The sequence below is a fragment of the Streptomyces sp. NPDC059832 genome (assembly GCF_042731715.1).
Classification (GTDB): Bacteria; Actinomycetota; Actinomycetes; order Streptomycetales; family Streptomycetaceae; genus Streptomyces.
The window spans coordinates 285,591-306,044 of the sequence record NZ_JBHWIY010000009.1 but is presented as its reverse complement, the minus strand read 5'-3'; the positions used below and the strand labels follow the sequence as shown (position 1 = coordinate 306,044).

The window sequence follows — 20,454 nt, the reverse complement described above, 5'->3', positions numbered from 1 at the left end:
CGCTGCCCACCATGCTTGTCGCCGCCGCTGTCTGCCCCTGCCCACCCCTGCTGGTACCGGAGGTCGCCGCCGGTGCCGCGCCCGAGCTCGACGCCGTGCGGGACGCCTGCGCCGAGGCCCTCGGCGTGCTCGCCGCCGCGCGTCCCGATCTGCTCATCGTGGTCGGACCCGCGGACCTGCCGGGGCGTGGCCCGCACCCCGAGGGAGCCACCGGCACCTTCAAGGGCTTCGGCGTCGACCTCGGCGTACGGCTCGGGCGCGACCGCGGACCGGTGGCGGACGACTCGCTTCCGCCGTCCCTCTCCGTCGGCGCCTGGCTGCTGGCCCGCGCGGAATGGGCCGGTGCGCCGGTCGAGGGGCTGGGCGTGGGAGAGCCGCTCGAAACCGGCCGCTGCACGAGCGCCGGACGGGACCTGGCCGTCAGGGCGGACCGGGTCGCGCTGCTCGTGATGGGCGACGGCAGCGCCTGCCGCACGCTCAAGGCCCCGGGCTATCTGGACGAACGTGCCGAGGGGTTCGACGCGGCGGCCGCCCGTGCGCTGGGCACGGCGGACACCGGCGCGCTGATCGCGCTGGACGCGTCACTGGCGTACGAACTGAAGGCGGCGGGCCGGGCGCCCTGGCAGGTGCTCGCGGGCGCGGCGCAAGGGGCGGGCCTGGCCGGGCGGCTGCTGTACGAGGACGCCCCGTACGGCGTGGGCTACCTGGTCGCCACCTGGTCCTGAGCCCCTGCCGCCCGGAGACCTTCCGGTGACGGCCGTGCAGCGTCGTCGCTCCACGGCCGTCCGTCGGACTTGATCAGTTCACGGTCAGGAGGCGGGCGGCGTACCGCCCTCGTTCTTGGGTGTACCGCCCTCGTTCTTGGGCGTACCACCATGGTCCTTGTGGGACAGGCGCTCGACCGCGTCCTTGGCCTTCCTCGTGCCGGACTCGATCTTGTCGCTGTACTTGCCCTTGGTCTTTTGGTCGACCGTCCGTGCGGCCTTGTCGAGCCCTTGGTCGATCTTGTCCCCGTGCTGATGCGCGAGTTCGCCGACCTTGTCCTTGGCGGGGCTCAGCTTGGCCTTCAAATTGTCCAGGAAGCCCATCGGGCACCTTCCCTGCTGGGGGACTACGGTCGGGCACTTCTTCAAACCATGAAAAAACGCCCATATTTAGTTGGAATTCTACTGGCGCGCGAGAAGATCCGCGCTGTCCGGGGCCCTGCGGTCGGCGCGGCGCGGGGCTCGGCGTCTTCCCGAGGGGGCGGGGCAGGCTCACTCGTTCGGGAAGACGCCGAGGTTTGCGAGACTGTGGCAGTGAGAAGTTCAGCTCCCGCACCGCGGGTCATCACCGTTGTCGGTCCCACTGCAGCCGGAAAGTCCGATCTGGGGGTATTCCTTGCTCAGCAGCTCGACGGCGAAGTGGTCAACGCCGACTCCATGCAGCTCTACCGGGGAATGGACATCGGTACCGCGAAGCTGACGCTCGCCGAACGCGGCTCCGTCCCGCACCACCTGCTGGACATCTGGGACGTCACCGAGGCCGCCAGCGTCGCCGAGTACCAGCGGCTGGCCCGCGCCGAGATCGACCGGCTGCTCGCCGCCGGTCGCACCCCCGTCCTGGTCGGCGGCTCCGGGCTCTACGTGAAGGGCGCCATCGACGCCCTGGAGTTTCCCGGCACGGACCCGGACGTACGGGCCAGGCTGGAGGAGGAACTGGTCGAGCGCGGCTCCGGAGCGCTGCACGCCCGGCTCGCCGCCGCCGACCCCGGAGCGGGGCGGGCCATCCTGCCGAGCAACGGCCGCCGGATCGTCAGGGCCCTCGAAGTCATCGAGATCACCGGCAAGCCCTTCACCGCCAACCTCCCGGGTAACGATGCGGTGTACGACACCGTCCAGATCGGTGTCGACGTGGCCCGCCCCGAGCTCGACGAACGCATCGCCCTGAGGGTCGACCGGATGTGGGCGGCCGGACTCGTCGACGAGGTGCGCGCCCTGGAGGCGCAGGGGCTGCGGGAGGGCCGCACCGCGTCCCGGGCGCTCGGCTACCAGCAGGTGCTTGCCGCGCTGGCCCAGGAATGCACCGAGGACGAGGCGCGGGCCGAGACCGTTCGCGCCACCAAGCGATTTGCACGCCGTCAGGACTCGTGGTTCCGCCGCGACCCGCGGGTCCACTGGCTGAGCGGCGCCGCGGAGCACCGCGGGGAACTCCCGCGCCAGGCGCTGGCGTTGGTCGAACGAGCGGTTACAGCCTGATCACGTGATGGCATCGGGAAGCCCTGCCCGTCATTTCGGCGACCTGGAGCGTGCCATCATCGAGCATCGATCGACCAGTGGAGTCCGAGTTGGGAGGGCGCGTGGCGATGGAGGCCGGCCCTCGCGACACTGAACAAGACGCACCGAACGCGCTGCACGGGACAGGCGGTCTGAGCCCCGACGGGCCGGACGAGCTCGAAGCGACCCCCGAGGTCGAGGTCGAGCTGCGGCCCGCGCGCAGGCTGCGGATCTGGCAGCTGGCACCGATCGTCATGCTTGCCGCGGTGGGATCGCTGATGTTCGCCTTCCCGCTGGCCTTCGAGTTCGGCGACGGCGGCGCGGTCGTGGCCATGCTGGGCCTGCTGATCAGCTGCTGCGCGGCCGGCTGGGGCATGATGGCCGCCCGCCGGGTGGGATACACCTGGCCCGGCCTGCCGCAGCGGGGTTCGGGCGAGCGGTCCGACTGGCGGGTGATCGCCCTGTACGTCGTCGTCGGCTGCGCGCTGGTCGCCCTGGCCGTCTGGCGCGTGGCACGGCTCCGCTGACGGCCGGAGCGGTCCCTTTCCGCAGGTCCTGCCCTCGCGCGTGAGCCGGCGGGGCGGCCCGGGGCAGTCGGTTGTCGGCGCTGTTTCGTACAGTTGCCCTGTGAGCACCTCGCAGATCGCCTTCCTCAAGGGTCACGGCACCGAGAACGACTTCGTGATCGTTCCCGACCCGGACAACGCCATCGACCTGCCCGCGTCCGTCGTCGCCCGGCTCTGCGACCGCCGGGCCGGAATCGGCGGTGACGGGCTGCTGCACGCCGTACGCTCCGCCGCGCACCCCGAGGCGCGGACCATGGCGGGCGAGGCCGAGTGGTTCATGGACTACCGCAATGCGGACGGTTCGATCGCCGAGATGTGCGGCAACGGGGTGCGGGTCTTTGCCGGGTTCCTGCAGCGCGCCGGACACGTCGAGGAGGGCGACCTCGCCGTCGCGACCCGGGGCGGCGTGAAGAAGGTCCACATCGCCAAGGACGGCGCCATCACGGTCTCCATGGGGCGCGCGCTCCTTCCCGAGGACGGCGTCACGGTCAGCCTCGGCGGTCGCAGCTGGGACGCCCGCAACGTGAACATGGGCAATCCCCACGCGGTCGCCTTCGTCGACGACCTGACACACGCCGGCGACCTGCTCTCCGCGCCGCCCTACAGCCCCGCAGCCGTCTACCCCGACGGCGTCAACATCGAATTCGTCGTGGACCGCGGACCGCGCCATGTCGCCATGCGGGTCCATGAGCGCGGCTCCGGCGAGACCCGCTCCTGCGGCACGGGCGCCTGCGCCGTGGCCGTCGCCGCGGCCCGCAGGGACGGCGCGGACCCCGCGGAGACCGGCACCCCCGTCACGTACACGGTCGATCTGCCCGGCGGCACCCTCGTGATCACCGAGCTGCCGGACGGCGAGATCGAGATGACCGGACCGGCCGTGATCGTCGCCGAGGGCCTGATCGACTCCGCCTGGCTCGAAACGGAAAGGCCTTAGAGCTTCGCTCGAATGGGTGATCCCTTTCACGCTGGGCGAGAGCCGGACTCCGCCACGTGGTGGGCTCGGTAGCATCAAGCACCGGCCCGGAGGCGCGACCGCACCTCCCCACCGCCGGTCGACGTCGCCGGAGGTGCCCCATGAGTGCAGAGGCCACCAGCCCAGGTGCCCCCATCCGCCGACGGGGCCGTCCCCGGATCGATCTGCGCAGGCTCGGCCGTGTCGCGCTGCTCGGTCCCGTCCCCCGCGACCGGCTGCCCGACGCCATCGGCCATGTCGCCGAGGCCCACCGGGCCCACCATCCGGATGCCGACCTCTCGATCCTGCACCGGGCCTATGTGCTCGCGGAGTCCTCGCACCGCGGCCAGATGCGCAAGAGCGGCGAGCCGTACATCACGCACCCGCTCGCGGTCACGCTGATCCTTGCCCAGCTCGGCGCCGAGACGACGACGCTCACCGCATCGCTGCTCCACGACACCGTCGAGGACACCGATGTGACCCTCGATCAGGTACGGGACCAGTTCGGCAAAGAGGTCTGCTACCTCGTCGACGGCGTCACCAAGCTCGAAAAGGTCGACTACGGAGCAGCCGCCGAGCCGGAGACCTTCCGCAAGATGCTGGTCGCCACCGGGGACGACGTCCGGGTCATGTCGATCAAGCTCGCCGACCGGCTGCACAACATGCGCACCCTCGGCGTGATGCGGCCCGAGAAACAGGCGAGGATCGCCAAGGTCACCCGCGACGTGCTGATCCCGCTCGCCGAACGGCTCGGCGTGCAGGCCCTCAAGACCGAGTTGGAGGACCTCGTCTTCGCGATCCTCCACCCCGAGGAGTACGAGCGGACCCGCGCGCTGATCGCCGCCGCGTCGGCGCGGTCGGACGGCTCCGGCGCCGCCCTCCAGGACCCGCTCGCGACCGTCGCCGAGAACGTCACGACCGTGCTGCGGGAGGCCGGAATCCCCGCCGAAGTCCTCATCAGGCCGCGCCACTTCGTCTCCGTGCACCGGGTCGGCGTCAAGCGCGGCGAACTGCGCGGCACCGACTTCGGCCGACTGCTGGTGCTCGTCGGCGAGGACGCCGACTGCTACGCCGTGCTCGGCGAACTGCACACCTGCTTCACCCCGGTGATCTCCGAGTTCAAGGACTTCATCGCCGCCCCCAAGTTCAACCTGTACCAGTCACTGCACACCGCCGTCGTGGGCGAGGACGGGGCGGTCGCCGAAGTCCTCATCCGTACCCACCGGATGCACAAGGTCGCCGAGGCCGGAGTCATCGCCCTCGGCAATCCGTACGCCGCGGACGGCGGCGCCGGCCCCCAGGCCGCCGAACCCGCGGACGGAGAGCGCGCCGACCCCACCCGGCCCGGCTGGCTCTCCCGGCTCCTCGCCTGGCAGCAGTCCGCCCCGGACCCCGACACCTTCTGGACCACGCTCCGCGCCGACCTGGCCCAGGACCGGGAGATCACGGTCTTCCGGACCGACGGCGGCACGCTCGGGCTGCCCGCCGGAGCCAGCTGCGTCGACGCCGCCTACGCGCAGTACGGGAACGAAGCGCACAACTGCATCGGCGCCCGGGTCAACGGCCGGCTGGCCACCCTCGGCACCGTGCTCAGCGACGGCGACACCGTGCAGCTGCTGCTCGCCGAGGACGCCGCCTCCGGCCCCTCGCCCGACTGGCTCGACCACGCCAGGACCCCCGCCGCCCGCATCGCCATCACCGGCTGGCTGGACGCCCACCCGGAAGACGCCCGGGGCCCGCACGGCGGCCGGCCCGCGGAAACCGGGCCGGAGCAGCCGCCGCAGGGCCACTCCAGGCCCGGACCGCAGCCACCGGAACCCTCCGGCGCCGGGCTTGCCGCGACCGCCGTGGTGGACCGGCCGGACGCCACCGTACGGCTCGCGGGCTGCTGCACCCCCGTACCACCCGACGCCGTCACCGGATTCGTCGTGCGCGGCGGAGCCGTCACCGTGCACCGGCTGGAGTGTTCCGCCGTCGCCCGGATGCGGTCCGTCGGCCGGGCGCCGGTCGGGGTGAGCTGGGAGGAGGCCACCGACTGCCGGTTCACGCTGGTCGCCGAGTCCTTCGGGCGCCCCCGGCTGCTCGCCGATCTCACCGAGGCGATTGCGACGGCGGACGCGGCGATCATCTCCGCCACCGTCGAACCGCCCAGCGAACAGCGGGTCCGGCACACCTACACCCTTCAGCTCCCCGACGCGGCCGGACTGCCGGCCCTGATGCGCGCCATGCGTGACGTGCCCGGGGTGTACGACGTGAGCCGCGCCCAGCACCCCGTGGCCATCGTCTGACTCCTCCGGTCGGAGCCATCCGCCACAGCGCTCTCATTCGGGTGGTGCGGCGCGCGCCGCACCTGTCCAGCGGGAAGTCGCTGGTAGCGGTAGTTCATGCCGTTCATCTCCCGCCGTCTGCGGGCCGCTCTGCTGGCCACCGCATCAGCCACTCTCGTCGCCGCCACCCTCCCCTCACCCGTGCCGCTCGGCATCGGCGATCCGCTCTTCCCCCATCTCGGCAACCCCGGGTACGACGTCCGCGCCTACGACATCGGACTGACCTACCACGGCGACAACAGCAAGCCGCTGGACGCCGTCACCAGGATCGACGCGCGGACCACCGAACCGCTCGACCGGATCAACCTCGACTTCACCCGGGGCACCGTCCGCACGGTCGAAGTCAACGGTCTGCGCGCCGACTTCGCGGTCAAGGACGAGGACCTGGTCATCCAGCCACTGGGCCGACTCCCTGCCGGGGTACCGCTGCACATCACCGTCCACCACACCAGCGACCCCGGCGGAGACCGGGACAGCGGCGGCTGGGTGCGCACCGCCGACGGTCTGGCGATGGCCAATCAGGCCGATGCCGGGCACCGGGTCTTCCCGAGCAACGACCACCCCTCCGACAAGGCGTACTTCACCTTCCGGGTCACCGCGCCCAAGGACCTGACCGTGGTGGCCAACGGACTGCCCACCGGCACGGCCCGGCACGGCGCCGACACCACCTGGACCTACCGGACCGAACACCCCATGGCCACCGAACTGGCCCAGGTCTCGATCGGGCGCTCCGCCGTCCTGCGCCGGACCGGCCCGCACGGACTGCCGGTACGCGACGTGGTGCCCGGCGCCGACCGTAAGCGTCTCGAACCCTGGCTGAGCAAGACCCCTGCCCAGCTGGAGTGGATGGAACAGCAGGTCGGCCGCTATCCCTTCGAGACGTACGGACTGCTCGTCGCCGCCATCGACACCGGCTTCGAGCTGGAGACCCAGACGCTCTCGCTCTTCGAACGCTCCCTGTTCACCGGGGCGGGCTATCCCGAGTGGTACCTCGACTCGATCATGGTGCACGAGCTCGCCCACCAGTGGTTCGGCGACAGCGTCTCCCCGCAGAACTGGTCCGATCTGTGGCTCAACGAGGGACACGCCACCTGGTACGAGGCCCGCTACGCCGAGGAGCACGCCGGCAAGTCCCTGGAACGCCGGATGCGCGAGGCATACACCAGGTCCGACGGCTGGCGCGCCGCGGGCGGCCCCCCGGCCCGCCCCGACGCCCCGGCACCCGGACAGAAGGTCAGCCTGTTCCGGCCGGTGGTGTACGACGGCAGCGCACTGATCCTCTACGCGCTGCGCCAGGAGATCGGCGCGAGCGCGTTCGACCGGCTGGAGCGGAGCTGGGTGCGGAAGCACCGGGACTCCAACGCCACCACCGAGGACTTCGTCCGGCTGGCGTCCCGGACCGCGGGCCGCGACCTGACCTCGTTCCTCGACGGCTGGCTGTACGGGGAGAAGACCCCGCCGATGCCGGGGCACCCGGACTGGCACAGCACCGCGCCCGCCGGACAGCGGTAAACCCGGGTGACTGGTGCGGCGGACCATGCCACTATCGACGAGTCGCCGCGGCGGCCGGACCGGAGATTCCCGACAGCGGGAATCATCGGAAGGGGTCACGCGTTGTGACTGATGTAACGGACTTCCAACGACGTAAGGATCCAATGACCTCCTCTTCTTCCCTTCCCCAGGACGCGCAGGATGCGCAGAGCGCTACGGAGAATGTCACCGAAAGCCTCACCGAGAGCCTTCGGGCCGACGCCCTGATGGAAGAGGACGTCGCCTGGAGCCACGAGATCGACGGAGAGCGGGACGGCGAGCAGCTCGACCGCTCCGAGCGAGCCGCACTGAGGCGTGTGGCCGGACTCTCCACCGAGCTTGAAGATGTCACCGAGGTCGAGTACCGACAGCTGCGCCTGGAGCGCGTGGTGCTGGTCGGCGTCTGGACGTCGGGGACCGTGCGTGACGCGGAGAATTCCCTCGCGGAGCTGGCCGCGCTGGCGGAGACGGCGGGCGCCCAGGTGCTCGACGCGGTCTTCCAGCGCCGCGACAAGCCGGACCCGGCCACCTACATCGGTTCGGGCAAGGCGCTGGAGCTGCGCGACATCGTCCTCGAATCAGGGGCCGACACCGTCGTCTGTGACGGTGAGCTCAGCCCCGGCCAGCTGATCCACCTGGAAGACGTCGTCAAGGTCAAGGTGGTCGACCGGACCGCCCTGATCCTCGACATCTTCGCCCAGCACGCCAAGTCCCGAGAGGGCAAGGCGCAGGTCTCGCTGGCACAGATGCAGTACATGCTGCCGCGGCTGCGCGGCTGGGGTCAGTCGCTCTCCCGTCAGATGGGCGGCGGCGGTTCCAGCGGCGGTGGCGGCATGGCCACCCGTGGTCCCGGTGAGACCAAGATCGAGACGGACCGGCGCCGGATCCGCGAGAAGATGGCGAAGATGCGCCGGGAAATCGCGGAGATGAAGACGGGCCGCGAGATCAAGCGCCAGGAGCGCAAGCGCAACAAGGTGCCGTCGGTCGCCATCGCCGGCTACACCAACGCGGGCAAGTCCTCGCTGCTCAACCGGCTCACCGGTGCGGGCGTCCTGGTGGAGAACGCGCTGTTCGCCACCCTGGACCCGACCGTGCGCCGGGCCGAGACGCCGAGCGGCCGGCTCTACACGCTGGCCGACACCGTCGGGTTCGTACGGCATCTGCCGCACCACCTCGTCGAGGCGTTCCGCTCCACCATGGAGGAGGTCGGCGAATCCGACCTGATCCTGCATGTGGTGGACGGCTCCCACCCGGTGCCGGAGGAGCAGCTCGCCGCGGTGCGCGAGGTGATCCGCGAAGTGGGTGCGGTGAACGTGCCCGAGATCGTGGTGATCAACAAGGCGGACGCGGCCGATCCGCTGGTGCTCCAGCGACTGCTGCGCATCGAGAAGCACGCGATCGCCGTCTCGGCGCGCACCGGCGCCGGGATCGAGGAGCTGCTCGCGCTCATCGACACCGAGCTGCCGCGGCCGTCGGTCGAGATCGAGGCGCTCGTGCCGTACATCCAGGGCGGACTCGTCTCCCGGGTGCATGCCGAGGGTGAGGTGATCTCCGAGGAGCACACGCCGGAGGGCACCCTGCTCAAGGCGCGGGTGCACGAGGAACTGGCGGCCGAGCTCTCCTCGTTCGTCCCCGTGGCGCACTGACCGCGACGCGATACGGCCCGGCAACGACCCGAAGGCTCGCCCCGACCAGGGGCGGGCCTTCGGGTCGTCATCGGGTGCCGGTGGCCGTCAGTGGCCGGCGAACTTCTCGCTCATGGTGGTGAAGACGTCCTGCGCGCCCGGACCCAGGTGGGGTCCGGCGAGCCACCCCGAAGTCACCGGTCCGATGGAGGTGTTGGAGACCAGCACGGACTTGCCGTCGCTGCCCTTCCTGAACCATCCACCGCCGGACGACCCACCGGTCATGGTGCAGCCGATGCGGTACATCGCCGGAGTGCTCGGGCTGATGGACAGCCGCCCGGGGCGATCGACGCACTTGTGCATGATCAGGCCGTCGTACGGGGGAGCGGCGGGGTATCCCCAGGCGCCCATGGCATCGATCCGGGAGATCCCGGGAGCGTCGAAGTCGACCGACAGGGCGTTGCCCACGGTCTCCTCCAGGGACTTGGTGCCCTTCTCCGGCTTCACGTGCAGCACCGCGTAGTCATAGGGAGCGCCCTCGCCCCCGGTGGGGCCGCCGTCGGCGAGCCACTCCCCGGACGTCGTCGCCCAGTCCGCCCAGTACGCGCCGTACGGGGCGATCTCCTGGGGCTGCGCGTTCTCCAGGGCGGCGGCGGACTTGCCCTTGTCGTTGTACGCGGGCACGAAGACGATGTTGCGGTACCAGCCGCCCTTCGAACCGGCGTGCACGCAGTGGCCCGCGGTCCACACCAGGTTGGAGCGGCCCGGGTTCCCCGGATCCTTGACGACGGTGCCCGAGCAGACCATCGAGCCCTCGGGGGAGTCGAAGAACACCTTGCCGACCGGGGCCGCGTAGCTGTGGTACGGAGTCTTCTCGCGCTCGGCCCGCACCGGAGCGGGCTCCGGGTCGGTGACGCCCCGGTCGCCGGAGACGTCGCCGGCCGCCATGGTCTTCGCCGGGTCCTTGGCCGACTTCATCCGGTCGGGCTTCCACAGCCCCTCGATGACCGGGTTGACGAAGTCCTTGGCCTCACGCAGCCACTTGTCCTTGTCCCAGTTCTTCCACTCGCCGTTCTTCCACTTCTCCGGGTCGACGCCGTGCTTCTTCAGCGTCTCGGCCAGGCCGTCGGGCAGGGAGCCGCCGGCGTCCTGGCCGCCCGCGTCCTGGCCGCCCGCAGAGTCGGCGGCGGGCTTGCCGGTCGCGTTGTCCTCGCTCGGACCACAGGCCGTGGCCGTCAGCGCTAGCGCGGCGACGAGCCCGGTCGCGGCGAGCAGCGGACGTATGGATCGCATGGAGAAGGTACCCCCGAGAATTCCGAAATTGCCATGAACGTGTCATGCGGTTCGATGGTCGGACCAGCGGCCATCGAAGATGCAGGGCCTCACCCTATGACGGTCCGGAGCGTGCTCCCCGCCACGGCGGCACGGCCCGCACGGGACGCGGCCGGCCGGCGGCGCGGCACGACGGAAAGGGCCCCCGGCGCGCAACTGCCGCGCCAGGGGCCCCCGATGTGCCGTCACCGCCGCCGGGACCGGGCCGGGTGACGGTCCGTCGTCACTGTCCCGCGTACTTCTTGCTGACCGACTCGTAGACGCCCTTGGCCTCCTTGCCGAACCGCGGCCCGGCCAGCCAGCCCGCGGTCACCGGCCCGATGGAGGTGTTGGAGACCAGCGCGGGCTTGCCGTCCTGGCCCGCCGCGACCCAGCCACCGCCCGAGGCGCCGCCGGTCATGGTGCAGCCGATGCGGTACATCGTCGGGTCCTGCGCGGTCAGCGAGAGCCGGCCCGGCTTGTCCGCGCACTGGAACGCCTTCTGGCCGTCGTACGGCGGAGCGGCGGGGAAACCGGTCGCCGTCATGCTGTCGATCTTCGGCACGGCCGGGGCGTTGAACTCGACGGGCAGCGCGGAACCGACCGTCTCCTCCAGGGACTTGCCCGTCGAGCCCTTCTCCGGCGTCACGTGCAGCACCGCGAAGTCGTAGGGCGCGCCCAGTCCGCCCATCGAGGAACCCTGCGAGATCCACTGGTCGGACGTCTGTGCCCAAGTGCCCCACCACACGCCGTAGGGGGCGATCTCCTGCTTGGTCGCCTTCTTCAGCGCGGCCAGGGAAAGGCCCTGGTTGTTGTACGAGGGCACGAAGGCGATGTTGCGGTACCAGCCGCCCTTCTTGCCCGCGTGCACACAGTGCCCGGCGGTCCACACCAGGTTGGACTTCCCGGGGTGCGCCGGGTCCTTCACCACGGTCGCGGAACAGACCATGGAGCCCTCGGGGCTGTCGAAGAGCAGCTTCCCGGACTCCGCGGCGTTGGCGTGGTACGGCGTCCGGACGCCCGCGGCCTGGACCGGCGCGGGCGTCGGGTCCGTCACGCCCACGTCACCCGAGATGTCGTTGTCGACCGGCTTCTCGGGCGACTTGTCGGCATCCCGCATCCGGTCCGGGTCCCAGAGGTCCTCGATGATCGGGTTGACGAAGTCCTTGGCCTCGCGCAGCCACTTGTCCTTGTCCCAGTTCTTCCACTCGCCGTTCTTCCACTGGTCGAGGTCGATCCCGTGTGCCTTGAGCCGGTCCTTCAGATCGTCAGGAATCGTGATCTTGCCGTCCGAGGACTGGCCGGCGGGAACGCTCGGCTTGTCACTCGCGTTGTCCTCCTCGGGCCCGCAGGCGGTGGCGCCGAGCGCGATGACCGCGGTGACCGCGGCCACCGCGAGCACCGACGAGGGCCGGCGGCGTGCCCTCCCCTGACGTGCGGCGAGAACCGGTCGAATGAGTCGCATGTGGTGATCCCCCTGGGACTTCGTAACTCAACACTTCTGTACTGCACTGCGGTACTGCTCCGAGCCACCTGCTCCGAACACCCTGCGGACTTTCGGACAACTGTCCTGGATCCTGTGCGGCCCCCACTATGCCGGTGCCGATGGGGACGGCGAGCGGCAGGGCCGTGGTTCCGCCTCCGCAAGGATCTTCCGATTTACCCGTGATCCGTCGTCCCCGGCGTCGTTGGTACGTGCGTGGGACCCGGGGAAAGCGTTCATCCCCGTACTCCGTCCATGCGTCGACGTACTGATGTGCAACGCAACCGTTACAGCGGGAGGACCAACAGCCGTGGCCGTGACCGAACCAGCCCCGGTGGCAGCACCGACGGTGCACGAGGGGATCCTGCGCCGCCAGTCCCTGCGCGAATCCGCCGCCCGTACCTACGCGCGTTCACTGCCGATCGTGCCGGTCCGGGCCCGTGGGCTGACCATCGAGGGCGCGGACGGGCGGCGGTATCTCGACTGCCTCTCCGGAGCCGGCACCCTGGCGCTCGGACACAACCACCCGGTTGTCCTGGAGGCGATCAAGAAGGTCCTCGACTCGGGTGCGCCGCTGCATGTGCTCGACCTCGCCACCCCGGTCAAGGACGCCTTCACCACGGAGCTGTTCGCCACCCTGCCGCGGCAGTTCGCCGACAACGCTCGGATCCAGTTCTGCGGACCGGCGGGCACGGACGCGGTCGAGGCGGCGTTCAAGCTGGTCCGCGGCGCGACCGGCCGCAGCGGCCTCCTCGCCTTCACCGGCGCCTACCACGGGATGACGGCGGGAGCCCTCGCCGCCTCGGGCGGCGCCGAGGACGTACGGGTGACCAGGCTGCCCTTCCCGCAGAACTACCGCTGCCCCTTCGGCGTCGGCGGTCAGCGCGGCGCGGAGATCGCCGCCCGGTGGACCGAGAACCTCCTGGACGATCCCAAGGGAGGCACACCCGCGCCGGCCGGGATGATCCTCGAACCGGTGCAGGGGGAGGGCGGTGTGAACCCCGCCCCCGACGGCTGGATGCGCCGGATGCGCGAGATCACCGAGGCCCGCTCCGTCCCCCTGATCGCCGACGAGGTCCAGACGGGCGTCGGTCGCACCGGTGCCTTCTGGGCGGTCCAGCACAGCGGGATCGTGCCCGATGTGATGGTGCTCTCCAAGGCGATCGGCGGTTCCCTCCCGCTCGCCGTGATCGTCTACCGCTCCGAACTCGACACCTGGCAGCCGGGCGCCCACGCCGGCACCTTCCGGGGCAACCAGCTCGCGATGGCGGCGGGCACGGCCACCCTCGCCTTCGTGCGGGAGAACCGCCTCGCCGAGCGCGCCGCGACCCTCGGTGCCCGCATGCTCGCCCGGCTCCAGGCGCTGGCCACCGACCACCCCACCATCGGTGACGTACGCGGACGCGGCCTGATGATCGGGGTCGAGCTGGTCGACCCGGAAGCCGTGGCGCTCGGCGACAGCCCCGAGCCGCCGCCCGCCCCCGCCCTTGCCGCAGCCGTCCAGCAGGAGTGCCTGCGCCGCGGGCTCATCGTCGAACTCGGCGGACGCCACTCCACCGTCGTGCGCCTCCTCCCTCCCCTCACACTCACCGACGAACAGGCAACAGCGGTCGTGGACCGCCTCGCCGACGCCCTGGCAGCCGCCGAGCGGCTGCCGCACCGCCGGATCACGACCGGGTCGATCCGCTGACCCCGGACACCCTCACGAGAAAGACCGCCGTGAACCCCACCCCCACGCCCCAGGCCGACGGCTCTCCCCACACCCCGCAGCGAGGACAGGCCGGGCTCACCGGCGACCTCGTCGCCGAGCAGTCCACCGTGCCGCGCCAGATGACGGCACCGCCCGACGAGTGGTGCACCCCGAAGCCCGCGCTCACCACCGGGGCACCGGCCGACCCGCTCGACCACCCGGACCCGCTGCGGGCCGCCGACACGGCGGGCGCGGAGAATCTGCTGCGCTGCTGGGTCCGGGAAACCTACCTGCCCGAGCCGGACGGGCACACACTCCGCGTCCCCCTCCCCGCCAGCGGAACGGCGCTGCTGGTCCCCGTCCTCCACTGGTCGGCCACCGGCTGGCACCGTTTCGGCCCGCCCGCCCTGGAGGGGGCACCCGAAGGAGCACCCCCCGCCGACGCCGTCACGATCGCCGCCCTCCTGGGCCGCGAGACCGACCGCGACCCGGGGGCCGACATGGTGGCCCGGGTGGCCGACTCGGTACGGCGAACCGCCGGGTTCATCGCCGAGCGCCGCCGCACTCCCGACGCCCCGGCCGAGGCGGACCTCTTCCTCACCGCGGAGCAGTCGCTTCTGCTCGGGCATCCGCTCCACCCCACCCCCAAGAGCCGAGAAGGGCTCTCCGACGCCGAATCCCGCCTCTACTCGCCCGAGTCGCACGGCTCCTTCCCGCTGAACTGGATGGCCGTCGACCGGTCCGTGCTGGCCACCGACTCCGCCTGGACCGACGGAGGCCGTCCCGTACCGGCCACGGAGCTGGTCACCCGCCATGCCGAGGGGCTGCGCCTCCCCGACAACACCGCACCGATTCCGCTGCACCCCTGGCAGGCCCGCGAACTCGCCCACCGCCCCGAGGTGGCCGCCCTGCTCGACGCCGGGCTCCTCCACGACCTGGGACCGCACGGCAGGCGCTGGTACCCCACCTCCTCCGTCCGTACCGTGCACCGGCCCGGTGCCGAGGTCATGCTCAAGCTCTCCCTCGGCGTACGCATCACCAACTCCCGCCGGGAGAACCTCCGCAAGGAACTGCACCGCGGAGTGGAGGTCCACCGGCTGCTCCGCAGCGGGCTCGCCACACAGTGGCACGCCGCCCATCCGGGCTTCGACATCGTCCGCGACCCCGCCTGGCTCGCTGTGGACGGCCCGGACGGCGAACCCGTCCAGGGCCTCGACGTGATGCTTCGCCACAACCCGTTCGGGCCGCACGACGACGCGGTCTGCATCGCGGCCCTGACCGCCCCGCGCCCATGGCCGGGCAGGACGGGCATGCACTCGCGCCTCGCCGAGATCGTCCACTCCCTGGCCGCCGTCACCGGACGAACCGTGCGCGCGGTCGCGGCCGAGTGGTTCCTGCGCTACCTGCACCGCGTCGTGGGCCCGGTGCTCTGGCTCGACGGCCACGCGGGCGTGGCCCTCGAAGCACATCAGCAGAACACCCTGGTGCTGCTCGACCCCGAGGGATGGCCGGTCGGCGGCCGATACCGCGACAACCAGGGCTACTACTTCCGCGAGTCCCACCGCGCGGCGCTGGAGCGCAGGCTCCCCGGCATCGGATCGGCCAGCGACACCTTCGTCTCCGACGCGGTCACCGACGAACGCTTCGCCTACTACCTCGGCATCAACCATGTGTTCGGCCTGATCGGCGCGTTCGGCGCCCAGCGTCTCGCCGGCGAAGGCGTACTCATCGCGGCCTTCCGCCGGTTCCTCGGCTCGGCCGCCGCCCTGGGCTCCCCGCTCCCCGCGCATCTGCTGGAAGAGCCCGAGCTGCGGTGCAAGGCCAACCTGCTGACCCGGATGCACGGCCTGGACGAACTCGTCGGCCCCGTCGACACCCAGTCCGTCTACGTCACCATCGCCAACCCCCTGTACGCCTGAGGGAACATCACCACCGCCCGAACCGCCGAGAGGAGAGCGACACCGTGGCTCCAGCCGATGCGCACACCGACGCCGTTACCGGTCCTGCCCCACCGGCCGACACAGGTGCCGAGGACACCCTGGACCTGGAGCTCTCCGAGGAACTCCTCGCCCTGTTCGGGGAAGACCCCCCGGGCACCACGGGCGACGCGGGCCGGGCGGCGGGTACGCAGCCGACGGCGAGCAGGGCGGCCTCCTCGGACCTGCTCGACCATCCGGCCGGCTGGGGACCGGTCACCACCCCGGCCGGAGTCCTCCAACTCGTCCCCGTGCGGCTGGAACGCGATCTCGCCGTACTGAGCCGCTGGATGAACGACCCCGCCGTCGCGGCCTTCTGGGAACTCGCCGGACCCGAGGCCGTCACAGCCGCCCATCTGCGTACTCAACTCGACGGCGACGGACGCAGCGTCCCCTGCCTCGGTGTGCTGGCAGGCATTCCCATGAGCTACTGGGAGATCTACCGCGCGGATCTCGACCCGCTGGCACGCCACTACCCGGCCCGTCCGCACGACACCGGCATCCACCTGCTCATCGGCGGTGTGAACAACCGCGGGCACGGCGTCGGGACCACTCTGCTGCGGGCCGTCGCCGATCTCGTACTCGACAACCGCCCCCGGTGCGCGCGGGTGGTCGCGGAACCCGATCTGCGTAACACCCCGTCCGTCTCCGCCTTTCTGAGTGCCGGCTTCCGCTTCTCCGCGGAACTCGAACTCCCCGACAAACGAGCCGCCCTGATGGTCCGCGACCGAACTCATCGTGCCCAGCTGTGAACGAACCGCTGCACAACTCACACCGCTCGAAACCCATCGGTTCCGTCCCGAGGAGTCCCCGTGCCGAAATATCCCGCGAGCCATGATTCGGCGCACTCCGCCGAGCTGCTCAGCACGCCAGAACTGAACCGGACGGTCTGGGACGGAGCCGCCGCCCGACTGCTCGCGAAGATGCTCGGTCAATTCGCCTACGAGAAAGTCATCGAGCCGGCCGCGCAGGCAGGCGCCGATACGTACACCCTCGGCCTCGACGACGGCGGAACCCTCGGCTTCAGGGCCCGGCGGGGCGTGTACGGAAGCTGGCACATCGCCCCGGACTCGATCCTGGAGACGCCCGGGAACACTCCCGGGACACCGGCCGGCGCGGGGCCCGAGGGCGACCGGGGCTCCGCAACCGAGCCGCCCGGCGACCGGAGCACCGACCCCGTCCCCTTCCGCGATCCGCTCCAGTTCCTCGTGCGCGCCCGCCGGCTCCTCGACATCGACGGCGCCACCCTCGGCCACCTCATCCGTGAGATCACCACCACCCTCACCGCCGACGCCCGGCTCGACCACACCGCCCTCACCGCGGCCCGACTGGCCGACCTCGACTACGCCGAGCTGGAAGGGCACCAGACCGGCCACCCCTGGCTCGTCGCCAACAAGGGCCGCCTCGGCTTCTCCGCCACCGACGCCTCGCGCTACACCCCCGAGGCCCGCACGCCCCTCACGCTGCCGTGGATCGCGGTCTCCACGAGGATCGCCGCCTACCGCGGAGTGGCCGGCCTGGCCGGACCGGAGCAGCTGTACGCACAGGAACTCGACCCGTCGGTCCGTGATTCCTTCGCCGCCGTGCTCCGTACCCGCGGCCTCGATGCCGACAGCTACCTCTTCCTTCCCGTACACCCCTGGCAGTGGGACGAATGGATCGTTCCGGTCTTCGCCCCCGCCATCGCCGCCGGTGACATCGTTCCGCTGCACGCCGACGCGGACCTCAGGCTGGCTCAGCAGTCCATCCGTACCTTCAGCAACGTGGCCCGCCCCGACCGGCACACCGTCAAGCTGCCCCTGTCGATCCTCAACACACTGGTCTGGCGAGGACTGCCGACCGAACGCACCCTCGCGGCCCCCGCCGTCACCACCTGGGTCCACGGCCTGCGCGACGGGGACGCCTTTCTGCGTGACACCTGCGGGGTCATCCTGCTCGGCGAGGTGGCCTCGGTGGCGGTCGAGCACCCGCTCTACGACCACCTTCCCGAGGCCCCGTACCAGTTCAAGGAGATCCTCGGCGCGATCTGGCGCGAACCCCTCCAGCCCCGGCTCGCGCCCGGCGAGCGGGCCCGGACCCTCGCCTCGCTGCTCCACACCGATCCGCAGGGCCGCGCCTTCACCGCCGAGCTCGTCGCCCGCTCCGGGCTGACGCCCACCGTCTGGCTGACCCGCCTCTTCGCCGCCCTGCTGCCGCCGCTGCTGCACTTCCTCTACCGCTACGGCACGGTGTTCTCCCCGCACGGCGAGAACGCCATCGTGGTCTACGACGACCAGGACGTACCGGTGCGACTGGCGATCAAGGACTTCGTCGACGACGTGAACATCAGCGCCCGGCCGCTGCCGGAGCACGAGTCGATGCCCGAGGACGTACGCCGCACCCTGCTCACCGAGGAGCCCTCCTTCCTCACCCAGTTCATCCACTCCGGACTGTTCATCGGCGTGTTCCGCTTCCTGTCCCCGCTGTGCGAGGAACAGCTGGGCGTTCCGGAGGCCGATTTCTGGTCACTCGTGCGGGGCGAGATCCTGCGCCACCACGCCCGCTTCCCGGAGCTCAAGGAGCGGTTCGAGATGTTCGACCTGCTGACACCCCGCATCGAACGCCTCTGTCTGAACCGCAACCGCCTGCATGTCGACGGATACCGGGACCGCCCCCAGCGCCCGCACGCGGCCATCCACGGGACCGTTCCCAACCCGCTCCACCCCTCCGCCGGAGTCCGGGAGTGACCGGTGTTGTCAGTGGCGACCCGTAGGCTGGTCGGGCTATGACGAAGCCATCTCTTCCCGAGCTCCTGCACGCCGCCGTGACCGCCGTCGGCGGTACGGAACGACCCGGCCAGGCCGCCATGGCCGGGGCCGTTGCCGAGGCCGTCGACGACAATTCCCATCTGCTCGTCCAGGCCGGTACCGGCACGGGCAAGTCCCTCGGCTACCTGGTGCCCGCGCTGGCGCACGGGGAGCGGGTCGTGGTGGCCACGGCGACGCTGGCGCTGCAGCGCCAGCTGGTGGAGCGCGACCTTCCACGCACGGTCGACGCCCTGCACCCGCTGCTGCGCCGGCGCCCCCAGTTCGCCATGCTCAAGGGCCGGTCGAACTACCTCTGTCTGCACCGGCTCCATGAGGGAGTGCCGCAGGAAGAGGAGGAGGGGCTCTTCGATCAGTTCGAGGCCGCCGCCCCGTCGAGCAAGCTCGGCCAGGATCTGCTCCGGCTCCGGGACTGGTCCGACGAGACCGAGTCCGGTGATCGCGACGACCTCACTCCGGGGGTCTCCGACCGTGCCTGGGCCCAGGTCTCCGTCTCGTCCCGCGAATGCCTGGGCGCCAGCAAGTGCGCGTACGGCGCGGAGTGCTTCGCCGAGCTGGCACGTGAGCGGGCCAAGCTCGCCGACGTCGTCGTCACCAATCACGCCCTCCTCGCCATCGACGCCATCGAGGGCGCCCCGGTGCTCCCGCAGCATGAGGTGCTGATCGTCGACGAGGCCCATGAGCTGGTCTCCAGGGTCACCGGGGTGGCCACCGGCGAGCTCACCCCCGGCCAGGTCAACCGCGCGGTGCGCCGCGCGGCGAAGCTGGTCAACGAGAAGGCCGCCGACGCGCTGCAGACCGCGTCGGAGGGGTTCGAGCGCGTCATGGAGCTGGCGCTCCCCGGCCGCCTGGAAGAGGTCCCCGAGGACCTCGGCTACGCGCTGCTGGCGCTGCGCGACGCCGCGCGCACGGTGATCTCGGCCCTGGGAGCCACCCGGGACAAGTCCGTCCAGGACGAGGACGCCGTCCGCAAGCAGGCCCTGGCGTCGGTGGAGACGATCCACGGCGTCGCCGAGCGCATCACCCAGGGCTCGGAGTACGACGTCGTCTGGTACGAGCGCCATGACCGTTTCGGCGCGTCCGTACGGGTCGCACCGCTCTCCGTCTCGGGGCTGCTGCGCGAGAAGCTCTTCACCGAGCGGTCCGTGGTCCTGACCTCGGCCACGCTCAAGCTCGGCGGGGACTTCAACGGGGTGGGGGCCTCGCTCGGCCTGGCTCCCGAAGGCACCGCGGGCGACGACATCCCGCAGTGGAAGGGACTCGATGTCGGCTCGCCGTTCGACTATCCGAAGCAGGGCATCCTGTACGTCGCCCGGCATCTGGCCACGCCGGGGCGGGAGAGTTCCCGCACCGACATGCTGGACGAGCTCGCCGAACTGGTGGAGGCGGCGGGCGGGCGCACCCTCGGGTTGTTCTCCTCCATGCGGGCGGCCCAGGCCGCCGCGGAGGAGCTGCGGGGCCGGCTGGACAAGCCGATCCTGCTGCAGGGCGAGGAGACGCTCGGAGAGCTGATCAAGAATTTCGCGGCCGACCCCGAGACCTGCCTCTTCGGCACGCTGTCGCTCTGGCAGGGCGTCGATGTGCCGGGGGCCAGCTGCCAGCTGGTGGTCATGGACCGCATCCCGTTCCCGCGTCCCGACGATCCGCTGATGAGTGCGCGCCAGAAGGCTGTCGAGGAGGCGGGAGGCAACGGGTTCATGGCCGTCGCGGCGACGCATGCCGCGCTGCTGATGGCCCAGGGGGCCGGCCGGCTCGTTCGGGCCACGGGCGACAAGGGCGTGGTCGCGGTACTCGATCCGCGTCTGGCCAACGCCCGGTACGGCAGCTATCTGCGGGCCTCGCTGCCCGACTTCTGGTACACCACCGACCGTAATCAGGCGCGCCGCTCGCTCGCGGCGATCGACGCGGCGGCCAAGGCCGACGGCAAGTAGTCCG

15 protein-coding genes are annotated in these 20,454 nt (G+C 71.2%); 12 read left to right on the top strand and 3 right to left on the bottom strand.

Translation table 11 applies throughout. The features are described 5' to 3' along the window. Positions 1–11 precede the first annotated feature (11 nt). Complete coding sequence (locus ACFV8T_RS18830) at positions 12–725, top strand: class III extradiol dioxygenase subunit B-like domain-containing protein (RefSeq protein ID WP_385328732.1); 714 nt, start codon at positions 12–14, stop codon at positions 723–725. Positions 726–809: 84 nt separating this feature from the next. Here the strand turns inward: ACFV8T_RS18830 and ACFV8T_RS18825 are convergent, their stop codons facing one another. Continuing rightward, entirely contained in the window at positions 810–1,088 is a 279-nt protein-coding gene (locus ACFV8T_RS18825; RefSeq protein WP_385328730.1) for an antitoxin, read from the bottom strand. Between the two features lie 210 nt (positions 1,089–1,298). On the opposite strand from ACFV8T_RS18825, the gene miaA reads away from it, so the two are divergent. The 6 genes from miaA (at position 1,299) to hflX (ending at position 9,276) form a co-directional block, all read left to right on the top strand. Next, positions 1,299–2,237 (top strand): tRNA (adenosine(37)-N6)-dimethylallyltransferase MiaA, encoded by a 939-nt coding sequence (gene miaA / locus ACFV8T_RS18820; RefSeq protein WP_385328728.1) that lies wholly within the window; start codon positions 1,299–1,301, stop codon positions 2,235–2,237. 107 nt (positions 2,238–2,344) lie between these two features. Next, positions 2,345–2,782, top strand: coding sequence for a hypothetical protein (locus ACFV8T_RS18815; RefSeq protein WP_385328802.1), 438 nt, complete (start codon positions 2,345–2,347; stop codon positions 2,780–2,782). Between the two features lie 100 nt (positions 2,783–2,882). Further along, positions 2,883–3,755: a diaminopimelate epimerase gene (dapF, locus tag ACFV8T_RS18810; protein WP_385328727.1), complete on the top strand. Its 873-nt coding sequence runs from the start codon at positions 2,883–2,885 to the stop codon at positions 3,753–3,755. 140 nt (positions 3,756–3,895) lie between these two features. Beyond that, positions 3,896–6,061 carry a RelA/SpoT family protein gene (locus tag ACFV8T_RS18805; RefSeq protein ID WP_385328726.1) on the top strand — a complete coding sequence of 722 codons (2,166 nt, stop codon included), beginning with the start codon at positions 3,896–3,898 and terminating at the stop codon, positions 6,059–6,061. Between the two features lie 96 nt (positions 6,062–6,157). Next, the gene (locus tag ACFV8T_RS18800; RefSeq protein WP_385328725.1) at positions 6,158–7,612 is read left to right on the top strand and encodes a M1 family metallopeptidase; all 1,455 of its coding nucleotides are present in this window, start codon (positions 6,158–6,160) and stop codon (positions 7,610–7,612) included. A 143-nt stretch (positions 7,613–7,755) separates the two neighbouring features. Further along, entirely contained in the window at positions 7,756–9,276 is a 1,521-nt protein-coding gene (hflX, locus tag ACFV8T_RS18795) for a GTPase HflX (RefSeq protein ID WP_385328724.1), read from the top strand. 87 nt (positions 9,277–9,363) lie between these two features. Here hflX and ACFV8T_RS18790 read toward each other — a convergent pair whose 3' ends face one another. Together ACFV8T_RS18790 and ACFV8T_RS18785 are read right to left on the bottom strand one after the other, a co-directional pair. Further along, the gene (locus tag ACFV8T_RS18790) at positions 9,364–10,548 is read right to left on the bottom strand and encodes a trypsin-like serine peptidase (RefSeq protein ID WP_385328723.1); all 1,185 of its coding nucleotides are present in this window, start codon (positions 10,546–10,548) and stop codon (positions 9,364–9,366) included. Between the two features lie 262 nt (positions 10,549–10,810). Beyond that, entirely contained in the window at positions 10,811–12,031 is a 1,221-nt protein-coding gene (locus tag ACFV8T_RS18785; protein WP_385328721.1) for a trypsin-like serine peptidase, read from the bottom strand. A gap of 328 nt (positions 12,032–12,359) precedes the next feature. On the opposite strand from ACFV8T_RS18785, the gene ACFV8T_RS18780 reads away from it, so the two are divergent. The 5 genes from ACFV8T_RS18780 to ACFV8T_RS18760 are packed head-to-tail and all read left to right on the top strand — an operon-like array spanning position 12,360 to position 20,450. Further along, positions 12,360–13,739, top strand: a complete 1,380-nt coding sequence (locus tag ACFV8T_RS18780) for a diaminobutyrate--2-oxoglutarate transaminase family protein (RefSeq protein ID WP_385328720.1) — start codon at positions 12,360–12,362, stop codon at positions 13,737–13,739. 29 nt (positions 13,740–13,768) lie between these two features. Then, complete coding sequence (locus tag ACFV8T_RS18775; protein WP_385328719.1) at positions 13,769–15,658, top strand: IucA/IucC family protein; 1,890 nt, start codon at positions 13,769–13,771, stop codon at positions 15,656–15,658. 44 nt (positions 15,659–15,702) lie between these two features. Then, positions 15,703–16,467, top strand: a complete 765-nt coding sequence (locus ACFV8T_RS18770) for a GNAT family N-acetyltransferase (RefSeq protein WP_385328718.1) — start codon at positions 15,703–15,705, stop codon at positions 16,465–16,467. Between the two features lie 60 nt (positions 16,468–16,527). Next, entirely contained in the window at positions 16,528–18,441 is a 1,914-nt protein-coding gene (locus ACFV8T_RS18765; RefSeq protein WP_385328717.1) for an IucA/IucC family protein, read from the top strand. A 38-nt stretch (positions 18,442–18,479) separates the two neighbouring features. Continuing rightward, positions 18,480–20,450 (top strand): ATP-dependent DNA helicase, encoded by a 1,971-nt coding sequence (locus ACFV8T_RS18760; protein WP_385328715.1) that lies wholly within the window; start codon positions 18,480–18,482, stop codon positions 20,448–20,450. Positions 20,451–20,454: the final 4 nt, after the last annotated feature.